Annotated in this window: 13 protein-coding genes and 1 riboswitch; of the genes, 6 read left to right on the forward strand and 7 right to left on the reverse strand. The window is 42.3% G+C overall.

The features are described from left to right. Positions 1-236: 236 nt before the first annotated feature. Genes DUL71_RS09360 through DUL71_RS09370 form a run of 3 tightly spaced genes read right to left on the reverse strand, consistent with a single transcriptional unit; the run spans position 237 to position 2,040 of the window. On the reverse strand, positions 237-1,013 hold the full coding sequence (locus DUL71_RS09360; protein WP_112575540.1) for an HAD-IIA family hydrolase: 777 nt from the start codon (positions 1,011-1,013) through the stop codon (positions 237-239). A 29-nt stretch (positions 1,014-1,042) separates the two neighbouring features. Continuing rightward, entirely contained in the window at positions 1,043-1,426 is a 384-nt protein-coding gene (locus tag DUL71_RS09365; RefSeq protein ID WP_114937853.1) for an SRPBCC domain-containing protein, read from the reverse strand. Between the two features lie 23 nt (positions 1,427-1,449). Then, positions 1,450-2,040 (reverse strand): acetate uptake transporter, encoded by a 591-nt coding sequence (locus DUL71_RS09370; protein ID WP_114938513.1) that lies wholly within the window; start codon positions 2,038-2,040, stop codon positions 1,450-1,452. Between the two features lie 104 nt (positions 2,041-2,144). On the opposite strand from DUL71_RS09370, the gene gpmA reads away from it, so the two are divergent. Next, a complete protein-coding gene (gpmA, locus tag DUL71_RS09375; protein WP_114937854.1) occupies positions 2,145-2,834 on the forward strand; it encodes a 2,3-diphosphoglycerate-dependent phosphoglycerate mutase in 690 nt (229 codons plus the stop codon). Between the two features lie 78 nt (positions 2,835-2,912). Here the strand turns inward: gpmA and DUL71_RS09380 are convergent, their stop codons facing one another. From DUL71_RS09380 to DUL71_RS09395, 4 genes are all read right to left on the reverse strand, one after another. Then, positions 2,913-4,148 (reverse strand): homoserine dehydrogenase, encoded by a 1,236-nt coding sequence (locus DUL71_RS09380; RefSeq protein WP_114937855.1) that lies wholly within the window; start codon positions 4,146-4,148, stop codon positions 2,913-2,915. After that, the gene (locus DUL71_RS09385; RefSeq protein ID WP_114937856.1) at positions 4,148-5,203 is read right to left on the reverse strand and encodes a homoserine O-acetyltransferase family protein; all 1,056 of its coding nucleotides are present in this window, start codon (positions 5,201-5,203) and stop codon (positions 4,148-4,150) included. Before DUL71_RS09385 ends, DUL71_RS09380 begins: the two co-directional genes overlap by 1 nt. Before the next feature lie 185 nt (positions 5,204-5,388). Continuing rightward, entirely contained in the window at positions 5,389-6,708 is a 1,320-nt protein-coding gene (locus DUL71_RS09390; RefSeq protein WP_114938514.1) for an O-acetylhomoserine aminocarboxypropyltransferase/cysteine synthase family protein, read from the reverse strand. Positions 6,709-6,955: 247 nt separating this feature from the next. Next, positions 6,956-7,066, reverse strand: a riboswitch (SAM riboswitch). Between the two features lie 204 nt (positions 7,067-7,270). Beyond that, positions 7,271-8,389 carry a trans-sulfuration enzyme family protein gene (locus DUL71_RS09395; RefSeq protein ID WP_114937857.1) on the reverse strand — a complete coding sequence of 373 codons (1,119 nt, stop codon included), beginning with the start codon at positions 8,387-8,389 and terminating at the stop codon, positions 7,271-7,273. Between the two features lie 98 nt (positions 8,390-8,487). On the opposite strand from DUL71_RS09395, the gene DUL71_RS09400 reads away from it, so the two are divergent. The 5 genes from DUL71_RS09400 (at position 8,488) to DUL71_RS09420 (ending at position 12,729) form a co-directional block, all read left to right on the forward strand. After that, a complete protein-coding gene (locus DUL71_RS09400; RefSeq protein WP_114937858.1) occupies positions 8,488-9,006 on the forward strand; it encodes a hypothetical protein in 519 nt (172 codons plus the stop codon). A 92-nt stretch (positions 9,007-9,098) separates the two neighbouring features. Then, positions 9,099-10,292 carry an aminofutalosine synthase MqnE gene (gene mqnE / locus DUL71_RS09405; protein WP_114938515.1) on the forward strand — a complete coding sequence of 398 codons (1,194 nt, stop codon included), beginning with the start codon at positions 9,099-9,101 and terminating at the stop codon, positions 10,290-10,292. Positions 10,293-10,382: 90 nt separating this feature from the next. Beyond that, a complete protein-coding gene (locus DUL71_RS09410) occupies positions 10,383-11,015 on the forward strand; it encodes a histidine phosphatase family protein (RefSeq protein ID WP_114937859.1) in 633 nt (210 codons plus the stop codon). A gap of 7 nt (positions 11,016-11,022) precedes the next feature. Beyond that, positions 11,023-11,766: a menaquinone biosynthetic enzyme MqnA/MqnD family protein gene (locus tag DUL71_RS09415; RefSeq protein ID WP_114937860.1), complete on the forward strand. Its 744-nt coding sequence runs from the start codon at positions 11,023-11,025 to the stop codon at positions 11,764-11,766. Positions 11,767-11,916: 150 nt separating this feature from the next. Next, positions 11,917-12,729, forward strand: coding sequence for an SDR family oxidoreductase (locus DUL71_RS09420; RefSeq protein ID WP_114937861.1), 813 nt, complete (start codon positions 11,917-11,919; stop codon positions 12,727-12,729). The last annotated feature ends 100 nt before the right edge of the window (positions 12,730-12,829 follow it).

Raw genomic sequence — 12,829 nt, forward strand, 5'->3', positions numbered from 1 at the left:
AAGCATAAATAGCAATATTGGTTTAATTGGTTAACCGCAGCCTTATAGGGCAGGCGTTGGTTTAATTGGTTGGGAGCAAATAAAGCCCGGCACTATTAAAAAATACTTAAAAAAAGCTTAATGATATTAGGTTTCAGTTAAACATTCTTCCAGGTTTTAACCATAGGATATTGCTATAAACAAAAAGCGGACGATCTTTTTTGACCGTCCGCTTTATCATAAAAAAGAAGATTATCTTATTGCCACCACTTAAGCGGGAAAACTATTTTATCAACCGAGCTGGCTACCATGTCAGGCTTAAACGCATAGTGACTCAACTGATCTTTGCTGGATATGCCGGATAAAACCAAAATAGTTTTATATCCCATTTGCACGCCGCCCTGAATATCGGTTTCCATAGTATCTCCAATTACAGTTGTTTCGGCTGTTTCAAGACCCAGGAATTTCCTCGCCGAACGCATCATTACCGGACTTGGTTTACCTGTTACAAATGCTTTACGACCGGTAGCCTCCTCAATCATGGCGGTTGTTGCTGCAATGCCCAGGTTATTCCATCCCGGTTTTTTAGGAGAAGGGTCCCGGTTGGTTGTTATAAATTTAGCGCCCGCCAAAATCATGTCAACCGCGCGCTGCACCATCTCCAGGGTAAAGTTTCTGCCTTCGCCTAAAACAACAAATTCCGGATCGGAATCAACCAATGTGATACCGTTTTCATGAAGACTGGTCAACAAGCCACCTTCGCCCAATACAAACGCCGTACCATTTGGGCTTTGATCGCCCAGGAATTTACCGGTAGCCATTGCACTGGTATAAACATGTTTAGTTTCAACGGTTATTCCCAGCCTTTTAAGCTTGCGTACAACCTCCAGGCTGGTGCGCTGACTGTTGTTGGTCATAAAAGTAAACGGGATATCATTATCAATAAGATGTTTGATGAATTTATCAGCGCCGAATATCAATTCTTCACCGCTGTAAATCACCCCATCCATATCAATCAAAAGGCCTTGTTTCATGGGTATAAAGTATTTTGTTTTTAGATGTGTTAAGCGCCCTCAAAAAAGTCTATCAGGCCACCAAAGTAACTATCATTCCAGCCTTCAACAATGTCGTTATAATCATCGTCGGGGATGTTGGTATGCCTTAGCTCTGCAGATGTGCCATTTTTATCAGCATGCAGTTTGATGGTCACGATAGAGTTATCGCTCTGTCCCTCAAAATACCATTGCTGAACAACCTTTTTATTGGGCTCAAACTCGAGGTTTTTACCTACAATGCTACCATCCCACATAGAAAATTCGGTGTCGGGTTCGGTAGACATTTCCGCTACTTCGCCAGTCCAAAGTTCGATGGTAATCGAATTGGTGATGGCCATATAAATCTCTTCGGGAGTGGCCGGTATGCTGTAATATTTTTTATAATCTTTCACCCACGCAATTTAGCTGAAAAAATTTAAACCTTCACCGGGCCAATAGGTAAAACAGTTTTTCCGTAAACTTCATTCAGTACATTGGCAATACCGGTATAAATAGCCGAAGCACCGCAAATGATACCTTCATATCCAGCCAGGTGCTTGATATTTGCATTACCGGTAGCATCGCCTGCTACCAGCAGGAAAAACAACACGGTTAACGAAGCAAAAACAAACTGTAATGCACGGTTGAGCTTTAGCGTACCAAAAAACAACAGGAAGGTAAATACCCCCCAGATGCTTAGGTAAGCAATCATGGCTCCTTCAGATGGCGCAGTGCCCCAGCCAAGCTTAGGCATCACCAGTAAGCCAACTAATGAAAGCCAGAAAAAGCCATACGAGGTAAATGCTGTAAGCCCGAAAGTATTATTCTTTTTTGCTTCGATAACACCGGCAATTACCTGTGCCAAGCCACCATAAAATATACCCATGGCCAGGATCATGGTATTCATTTCAAAAAAGCCGGCATTGTGAATGTTTAATAAAACGGTTGTCATACCGAAAGCGCACAGGCCAAGCGGCGCCGGATTGGCAATGCCATCCTTCACCGGTACTGGTGTAGTAGGGATCATAATAGGTTTTAGTTTATTTGGTTTGTACCGCAAGCTAACTGATTTATAAATATTAAGCAAGTTTTTCACAACCCTTAACTTACTTTTGCGTTAACTAAATACCTATGCAAAAATTAGTATTAATACGCCACGGCGAGAGTGTTTTCAATCAGCAAAACCGTTTTACAGGCTGGGAAGATGTAGACCTATCGGACAAAGGGTACGAGCAAGCCCATAACGCCGGAAAAATCCTGAATAAAAATGGCTATAACTTTGATATCGGCTTTACATCGTACCTGAAGCGGTCGATCAAGACCTTGCATTACATGCTTGAGGAGCTCGATCATCTTTGGATCCCGGTTGAAAAATCATGGCGCTTGAACGAACGTTTTTACGGAGCCTTACAGGGGCTAAATAAAGACGAAACTATTGCCCAATACGGTGAAGAGCAGGTATTAAAATGGCGCCGCGACCCTAATGAACATCCGCCGGCTATAACGAAAGAAGATCCCCGGTATCCGGGTCATGACCTTAGATACAAGGATTTAACCGAACGCGAGCTTCCGCTAACCGAAAACCTAAGCGAAACCATGGATAGGGTATTGCCCTTTTGGAATGAGAGAATAGTAAGGGCGATGCGGCGCAATCAAAAAGTTATAATTGCCGCACATGGCAACAGCCTACGGTCGCTGATAAAATATATTGATAATTTAAACGATGAGGAAGTAACTTCTCTGGAAATCCCAACCGCCGTACCTTTGGTTTATGAGCTTGATGAAGGTTTAAACAGGATCAGGCATTATTATCTGGAATAATCAGATAAACTACTTTCAATTAAAAAGGCTTCCCGAATTGGAGAAGCCTTTTTATATTAAAACAACCGAAGGAATCTACTAAAAAACTTCAGCTGTTTGTTTAGCTGCCGATGCTAAGCTGACCCCCGTAAGCTGATCGGCAAAGGCTACGAAAGCCTTGCTGTCAGATATACGTTGTTGGTTGGCGATCAGATTTTTTAAATTGATTTTTCCTATAACAAATTTATAATTACCTGAGTAGTAGCGCTCATTAATGTGCTCGAAGTTCAGCGCCTCAACCAGTTCTTCATCATCATAACGCAGATAAACCGTTAATTCAATGTTATTGGTAAAATTAAGATCTGTTTTTTCTTTTGCCTTTTTGTACTCGTACTGGTAATTATAGCGTAAAGCCGCTATATCCGACAGTACAGCAGAGCCGGTAGGGTGGCCACCAGCGCCTTTTCCGAAAAAGAATTGCTGATCGGCAAAAGCTGCCTGTACCGTTACGCCGTTGTATTCGTATTCAACGTTGTATAAAAACTCTTTATCGTTTACAAATTTTGGCAACACGAACAGGGCAACGTTGCGGTCGTCAAGTTCCTTAGCTACAGGCACTAATTTAATTTTCAGGTTCTTTTCGCGGGCATACTGCAAATCTGTAGCGGCAAGATTTTGGATGCCCAGGTTAAACACCTCATCGGGCTGTACCACTACACCATAAGCATGGGCAGCCGCGATAACCAGTTTATATTTGGCATCAAAACCGCCAACATCACTGGTTGGATCAGTTTCGGCAAAACCAAGGTCCTGCGCTTGTTTTAATGCGCTGTCATAATCCAAACCTTCAATAAATCCTTTTGAAAGGATATAATTTGAAGAACCGTTGAAAATGCCGCTTATCGAGTGCAATAATTCGTTGTCATAATATTCCTCAAGGTTACGGATGATTGGGATACTACCGCAGACCGCGCCTTCATATAACAATGATGTACCGTATTGATGCTGGATCTCGATCAGCTCATCTAAATGCAGGGCAATCATTTTTTTACTGGCCGATACTACGTTCTTGCCAGATTTCAGGGCCCTTGAAACAATTTCAAAAGCAGCTTCGGTATCATTGATCAACTCAACTATCGTGTTGATCTCGGGGTTATTAAGCAGTTCTTCTTTATCGGTAGTAAATAAATGAGCCGGTAAAGAACGTTTTTTTGTTGGATCTTTAATAGCAAATTTTACTATCTCAATGTTTAGCTTTTTTGTTTTTACGATATCATATAAACCCTGGCCCACAACTCCAAATCCGAAGAGGCCGATATTTAACTTTTTACTCATTACGCTGTACGTTGCAGTTCTATAATTTTTCCTTTTACATCGGTTTTAAAAAACGATGTAAATATGTTTGTTAATGCTTCTGTTTCAATTAAAAATCCGTCGTGCCCATAAAACGAATCCAGTTCGGCAAAGGCAGCTTTCGGGATATGCCTGAAAAGGTATTGCTGCTCCTCAATCGGGAATAACACATCTGATGAAATACCGATAACCAATGTTTTAGCTTTGATCAGACTCAATGCCTTGTCAACCCCGTTACGGCCCCGGCCTACGTTATGCGAATCCATTACTTTTGTCAGGTACCAATAACTATAGGCATTATAGCGGTTCACCAGTTTCTCGCCCTGGTAGTTTTGGTATGACGATGAGCGGAAATTATCTTTCACATCATCGCTTTCTTCCTGCTGGGTAATACCATAGGTTTTATAAGTACGATAGCTTAAAAGCGCGATGCTCCGGGCGGCTTTTAAGCCTTTTTGACCGCCCTCCGGCGTGTTGCCGTAAAAAGTACGGTCGGCCGTAATAGCTAAGCGCTGCGACTCATTAAAGGCAATGCCCCATGGCGAGTGCTTGGCATTGGTAGCAATCAGAATAAGATTTTTGATGCGTTCCGGCTCGATGATTGCCCATTCCATAGCCTGTTGGCCACCTAATGAACCGCCTATCAATACACTGATATTATTGATCTGCAAATGATCGGCAAGCAGCTGGTGCGCCTTTATCATATCCCTTGTAGTAAACTGCGGATAGGATAGGTAATATGGCTGCCCCGTAACCGGGTTAACACTTAGCGGACTTGTAGTGCCATACGGCGACCCCAAAATATTGGCACAAACTATAAAATGCTCTTCGGGATTAAAGAAATAACCCTCACCAATAAGGCCTTTCCACCAGTCAAATACATCGCTGTTGGCAGTAAGCGCGTGGCATACCCAAACAACGTTATTTTTTTCTTTATTTAACCTGCCATAGGTGTGAAAGCCTATTTCTAAACCTTCAATCGCGCGGCCGGATTCAAATTCAAAAGTATCAGTGTATTTAAATATCTCTGCGTTCATTCTTCTATTTGTTACGCTGTGTTAAGTCGAAAGTCTTTAGTTTGAAGTCTCAAGTCGAATGTTTTAAATCGGAAGTGAAACTTTGACTTTCGACTCAGAACTTATGACTTAAGACCTTCGATTTAGAACTTAAGACTTAACTACACGTAACGTTTACTATATCACTTAAAAAAAACTATACATTGTTAAACTAACTCACCCTCACTTTGCTTAATTTTTGCAAAAGCCTGCTCAAAATCAGCTTTAATATCATCTATATGCTCAATACCAACGGCAACGCGTAATGATGTAGGCGTAACACCGGCAGATAATTGCTCTTCATCAGATAATTGCTGATGCGTTGTTGCCGATGGCTGTATGATCAATGTTTTTGCGTCGCCCACGTTAGCTAAATGACTCACCAGTTTCAGGTTATTGATTAACTGGCTGGCCTGCGCTTTATCACCTTTGATTTCGAACGACAATACGCCGCCAAAACCATTCTTTAAATATTTTTTTGCAAGATCATGGTATGGTGATGATTCCAATCCCGGGTAATTTACCGTAGCTACCTGCGGATGCTGTTCCAACCATTTGGCCAGTTGCAAAGCATTATCTACATGGCGTTGTACCCTTAATGACAAGGTTTCCAGTCCCAGGATATTCAACCATGAGTTAAACGGCGATTGCGACGGGCCAAAATCTCTTAACCCCTCAACACGGGCACGGATAATGAACTGAATGTTACCAAAAGGACCGCCGATGCCAAAAACATCATTAAATACCAATCCGTGGTAACCTTCAGACGGTTCAGTGAACTGAGGAAATTTGCCATTACCCCAGTTGTAATTACCGGCATCAATAATAGCGCCACCAATACTGGTACCATGACCACCGATCCATTTAGTAGTTGACTCAACAACAACATTGGCGCCATGCTCAATAGGGCGGAAGAGGTAACCACCCGCGCCAAAAGTATTGTCGACAATTAAAGGGAGGTCATGTTTTTTGGCAACTTCGCTAACCTTTTCAAAATCAGCAATAGTAAAGCCGGGATTACCTATTGTTTCCAGGAAGATAGCTTTGGTTTTATCGTCAATAAGTGCTTCGATATTCGCCGCGGTATCATCTTTGGCAAAACGCACCTCAATACCCAGGCGTTTAAATGCTACTTTAAACTGGTTATAGGTACCGCCATACAGGAAAGGAGAAGTAACAAAGTTATCACCGGCCTGCAGGATGTTATTTAATGCTATAAATTGTGCCGCCTGACCAGATGCTGTTGCCAATGCAGCTACACCACCCTCTAAAGCCGCGATGCGTTTTTCAAACACATCGGTGGTAGGGTTCATGATACGGGTATATATATTGCCAAACTCTTTTAGCGCAAACAAATTGGCGCCATGTTCGGCACTGTTAAATACGTATGAAGTGGTTTGGTAAATTGGCACTGCGCGTGAACCTGTTGTTGGATCAACTTCCTGACCGGCATGTAATTGTAAGGTTTCGAATTTTAAGGTAGACATAGTTGTAATTTTTAATGTGTTTAATTTAGATTTTTTGTTAAGATGGATTTTGGCAAAGCCGGTTTGATATAACCGGTTTAACATCACACGCGCCTTTTCAGAGAAATGAAAACAGGGGCGTGCTAAGCATCAACAGCAGCAACACATACAAATACAGCTAATAGGAGAGCTAATATCTTGTATGTTACCATTTAAGGTGTAAAAAGTGTTGTGTTGCGTAAATTTAATTAAACTTTTCATGGCTATAAATTTATATTCCCCGGTGTTATTTGCCGGGACAGGAATTGGCACCTTCTTCAACATTGAAGGGTTGCCAGCGGGTCATTGAGCCTGATCTCTCGCCGCTTCTTTATAAATCAAAACCCGAACTATGTGCGGAGTATTGATCGACGTTGGTATCGCTACCAAATAATGTTCCAAATATAAGACGTTATTTGGTAATATGCCAAATTTTATTTTAGAAATGAGGTTAAAGGTCAAAGGCGAAGGTTAAAGGATTTTGAAACAGGGAATTTTTTACCCGCATTCATGCTTCTACCTTTTGCCTTTGACCTTTCGCCTTTTACCTCGATAAAGCCTGTTCCATATCAGCGATTAAATCATCAATATGCTCCAGTCCAACCGAAACCCGCAACAGGTTACGAGGCGTTTTGGTATCCGGACCTTCGACGGTAGCGCGGTGTTCTATCAGGCTCTCCACGCCTCCAAGGCTGGTAGCTTTGATAAATAGTTTAAGCTTATTAATAATGTTGTGCGTATCGTTTTCATCACCTTTAATGATAAAGGATAACATGCCGCCAAAAGCCAGCATCTGATCTTTTGCAATCTCATGTTGCGGATGCGATGATAAGCCTGGATACATTACCTGTTCAACATTGGGATGTTGTTCCAAATATTGAGCTAATAGTTGTGCGTTTTGTACGTGGCCTTTTACGCGGTACGGCAAGGTTTTAATACTGCGTACCAGATAATAGCAATCCATAGGCGAGGGGATAGCGCCGCCCATTTCCTGTACCTGGCGGATCTTTGTCCACCAATCACTTTTTTCGGCGGTAATTAAGGCTCCGCCCATCAAATCGCTGTGGCCGCCGAAATATTTGGTGGCCGAGTGCATTACAATATCTACGCCCAAATCAAGTGGTCGTTGGCAAATTGGCGTCGCAAAGGTATTATCGCACAAAACTTTAATGCCTTTTGCTTTGGCTATTGCTACTACCTTTTTTATATCAGTTATCTTAAGCAGTGGGTTTGATGGGGTTTCAATCCATATTAAGCCTGTTTCGAGTTTAATATATTGCTGCAATACTTCGGTATCGTTTACATCGATAAAATCGAACGTTAATATTCCCGCAAACAGGTTTTTAAGCTGATTACGCAAGCCATGATACATATCATCAGGGGCAACAATATGTGTGCCCGGCGCAAGCGATTGAAACACCGACATCCCGGCCGCGTTGCCTGATGAAAACGAAGCAGCCTCAACGCCGCCTTCCAGTTTAGCCAGTAAATGCTCAAGCGCATGCCTGTTAGGATTGGCTGATCGACTATAAATATAACCTGCCGGGAAACCACCGTCTTCGCCGCGCTCAAACGTGGTTGACATAATAATAGGTTGTATTACTGCTCGTGTTGCTTCATCAACATGGTTACCGGCGTGTATAGCTATAGTCTCTGTTTTCATGGTTCGAAATATGATATCGCCCAAAGTAAAAAAGAATATTTGTTATTAGCTGTAGCGTTTTTTCATTTTTAGCCGAATAGATTATAAAACCTATCCGCATGAAAAGAGCCTTTATCCTGATACTGCTTGCAATAACCGGCTTTACAGCCTGCAAAAAAGATGCTAACGAAACAGCTTACGACAAAAGTTATAAGGTATGGCAAAACTTTAAAACTGAAAGCAAAAACTCATACAGCTATACGGTTAATGCCGGGTCTGTATTCGGTTATGGATCCGAAACAAAAATTACTGTGCAAAATGGCGTGGTGGTAGGGAGAGATTTTCTATCATATACTTTAGAGCAAAATCCCAATAGCGCTCCCACTAAAAAAATAAGGGAACAGTGGCAGGAAGATAAGGCATCATTAGGGCAACATAATTCAGGCGCTGCATTACTTACGCTCGACCAGGTTTATCAAAAAGCCAAAACCGAATGGCTTGCCGCCGATAAGAAAAAGAACACCATTTACTTTGAAACCAACAATAACGGGATGATATCAGGCGCCAGTTATGTACCTAATGGCTGTCAGGATGATTGTTCGATAGGTATCTCTATAAGCGAGATCAAGGCTCTGTAACTTTAATGTAATTTACCATCAAATTTGGACGATATGTGTCATAACGCATATTACTTTTGTGCTTTTTTGTACATTTGGCCAAATTTATAATGATGCATAATTCAGATAATTTACAGGTATTGCTCCAGGATCCGAATTTATCTGCTGACTTAAAGCACATTGCCCAAAAGGTACTAAATAAACAACGCATCACATTTGATGAAGGCGTTTTGCTTTATGAGCAGGGCGAGCTTGGATTTCTTGGCACTTTAGCCAATTACATCCGCGAGGAGCGCCACGGCGATAAAACTTATTTCAATCGCAACTTTCATATTGAGCCAACCAATCTTTGCGTTTATGACTGCAAATTTTGTTCATACTCACGCTTGCTGAAACAAAAATCAGAAGGCTGGGAGTACACCATGGACGAAATGTTCAATATGGTTGCCAAGTACGACGGCGAGCCGGTTACCGAGGTTCACATTGTTGGTGGTGTATTACCGCAATATGATGTGCCTTTTTACCAGGAGCTTTTTGCCCGGATCCGTGCCCATAGGCCGGAGTTGCATATCAAAGCGCTTACCCCGGTTGAATACCATTACATTTTCAAGAAAGCCAAAATTGATTATGCTACAGGCATGCGCCTGATGCAGGAAGCCGGCTTGGATTCTATCCCTGGCGGCGGCGCCGAGATCTTTGACCCGGAAATCAGGGACCAGATCTCGAAAGATAAATGTACTGCGGATCAGTGGCTGGCTATTCATGAAGAATGGCATAAGTTGGGCGGTCGTTCAAACGCTACCATGCTTTACGGGCATATTGAGGAATACAAGCACCGTGTTGACCATATGGAACGCTTACGCCAGTTACAGGATAAAACAGGAGGTTTCCAGACATTTATTCCGCTTAAATTCAGGAATAAAGACAACCAAATGTCGCATGTACCGGAGGTTTCAGTAATTGAGGATTTGCGTAACTACGCTATAGCCCGTATCTATCTTGACAATTTCGATCACATTAAAGCTTACTGGGCGATGATCAGCCGTACAACCGCGCAGCTTTCGCTTAACTTTGGTGTTGATGATATTGATGGTACATTGGATGATACCACTAAAATCTATTCTATGGCAGGCGCCGAAGAACAGCACCCGGGCATGAGTACTAAACAGGTAGTAGAGTTAATTAAACACGTAGGCCGTCAGCCAATAGAGCGAGATACATTATATAACGTCGTAACAGACTATACCGACTTCGTGTTTGGCGGCGAACCAAAGCCACAGTATTACAAGTTACCGGTTATTAATTAAAGCTGAAGGCCAAAGGCTTAAAGCTGAAAGCAAAACAATAAATATAGCATAGATAAAGCAAAAAAGCTTTAAGCCTTTGGGCTCAAGAAAATGGTACAAAAAACCTTATATATAGTACGCCACGGCCAAACTGAGTTTAATAAACTTGGCATTATTCAAGGCCGCGGAGTTGATACCGATTTAAATAACGAAGGCCGCAAACAGGCCTGCCAGTTTTATGAAGCTTATAAAAACGTTCCGTTTGATAAGATCTATATATCGGCATTAAAGCGTACACAACAAAGTATCCAGCCTTTTATTGATCTCGGGCTCCCTTATGAAAAACTTTCGGGTTTGGATGAGCTGGCCTGGGGCGTTCATGAAGGACAAGCACCTACAACTGATAACAAAGCCGCTTTTCTGCAGATTATGCGGGATTGGCTGGATGGCAAGCTGGACAGCAAGTTTGAAGGAGGCGAAAGTCCGCGGGAGGTTGAGGTTCGTCAGCGTGAAGCGCTAAAGGTGATCATGAGCCATCCCGAAGAAAGAAACGTGCTGATTTGTATGCATGGCCGTGCTTTACGCCTGTTGCTTTGCATCCTCACCGGTAAGCCTTTATCCGAAATGGATAGCTTCCCACATCAAAACCTGGTATTATATAAGGTAAACTATGATGGCGAAAAATTTGAGATCGCGGATTTCAATAACGCCGAACATCTAAAAAATTCCGAAGAACAGAAATAGCGCATTTGTGAACAAGATCAGAATATCAGCAGTAAGCTACACTAACACCAAACCCTTTTTATACGGCATTCAACATACCGACATCATTAATAAAATCGACCTGAGCCTTGATATCCCCTCAGATTGTGCTCAAAAACTTATCGACGATGTAGTTGATATCGGTCTTATCCCTGTCGCGGCTGCCTTAAGCCTGCCACAATGGGAAATTGTTTCTGATTACTGTATTGGCGCGGTAGGTGCCGTGAACTCGGTTTTTATTTTTAGTAATTGCGATATTAAGGATGTAAAAACCATCCAGCTTGATCCGCAATCACGCTCATCAAACAACCTGGCCCGTGTGCTTATGAAAAACCATTGGCAGGTAAATCCGGATCAGGTTATAAATGCATCAGACTATGCCCAATCGGCAGAGGAACTTACCGCCTTTGTACAAATTGGCGACCGCACCTTCGGCAAAAAGCAACAATATAAATACGTATATGACCTTGCCGAAGAATGGCAAAAATTAACCGGTTTGCCGTTTACATTTGCTGCATGGATTGCCAACAAGCCTATCCCGCGGGAGTTTATGGACGAGTTTAACGCGTCGCTTAAATACGGACTCGATCACCGGGAAGACCTTTTTAAGGAGCTACCTATGCGTGATGATTTTGACCTGGTTGATTACCTGATGGTTAAAATAGATTACGATTTAACCGAGGATAAAAAGAAAGCCTTGTTCATGTTTCATGATTATATAAAGGCGCTATAATCTCTGAACCGGGATTTGGGCGATTTTTTTAGGATTACAGGACTATTGTTATTTGATTATGTAATCCTTTAATCACATAAATCCCGGTTCAGACAAAAACAATCTTCCCATCAATTCAATTGCTTATATTAAACACAAAAACGTTTATCTATGAGCAATAACCCCCAACTATTAAAAGGACAAGCAGCTTTAATAACCGGCGCCGATAGTGGCATCGGAAAAGGCGTTGCATTGGCCATGGCCGAAGCAGGCGCTAAATTGCTGATCAATTATGCGCATAACAAGGTCGCGGCTGATGATGTAGTCAGTCAGATCAAAGCATTAGGCGGCGAAGCATTCGCATTTCAGGCCGATGTGAGCCATGAAGATGAAGTAAAGGCCATGTTTGCCGAAATATTTAAACAATATGGCACCATCGATATCCTGGTGAATAATGCCGGCTTGCAAAAAGACTCCAAATTTGTTGACATGACACTTGATGACTGGAATAAAGTGATCAGTATCAACCTAACCGGTCAGTTTCTATGTGCCCGGGAAGCCGCTAAAGAGTTTATCAAGAGGGGAATTGTTGAAGGGAGAAGCAAAGCAGCTGGCAAGATCATTTGTATGAGCAGCGTTCACGAAGTTATCCCATGGGCAGGGCATGTAAACTATGCAGCCAGCAAAGGCGGCATCATGATGTTTATGAAAAGTATAGCCCAGGAACTTGCCCCGCATAAGATCAGGGTCAACGGCATCGGACCAGGTGCTATTCAAACACCTATTAATAAGGAAGCCTGGGATACCCCCGAAGCACTGAATAAGTTATTGACGCTCATACCTTACAACCGGATTGGGCAACCCAATGATATTGGCAAACTGGCAGTTTGGCTGGCATCAGATGAGTCGGATTACATTACGGGGGTAACAATTTTTGCGGATGGGGGTATGACTTTATACCCGGGATTCGCTGATAATGGGTAAATGACATTTCAATGACAACATAAATCGGTTTAGCAAACTAAAAACGCCATTATTTGGCGTTTTTTCTTTTAGATATTGTAAAATATACACTAAGGTCATT

This window comes from Mucilaginibacter endophyticus, from assembly GCF_003351025.1.
GTDB classification, from domain to species: Bacteria; Bacteroidota; Bacteroidia; order Sphingobacteriales; family Sphingobacteriaceae; genus Mucilaginibacter; species Mucilaginibacter endophyticus.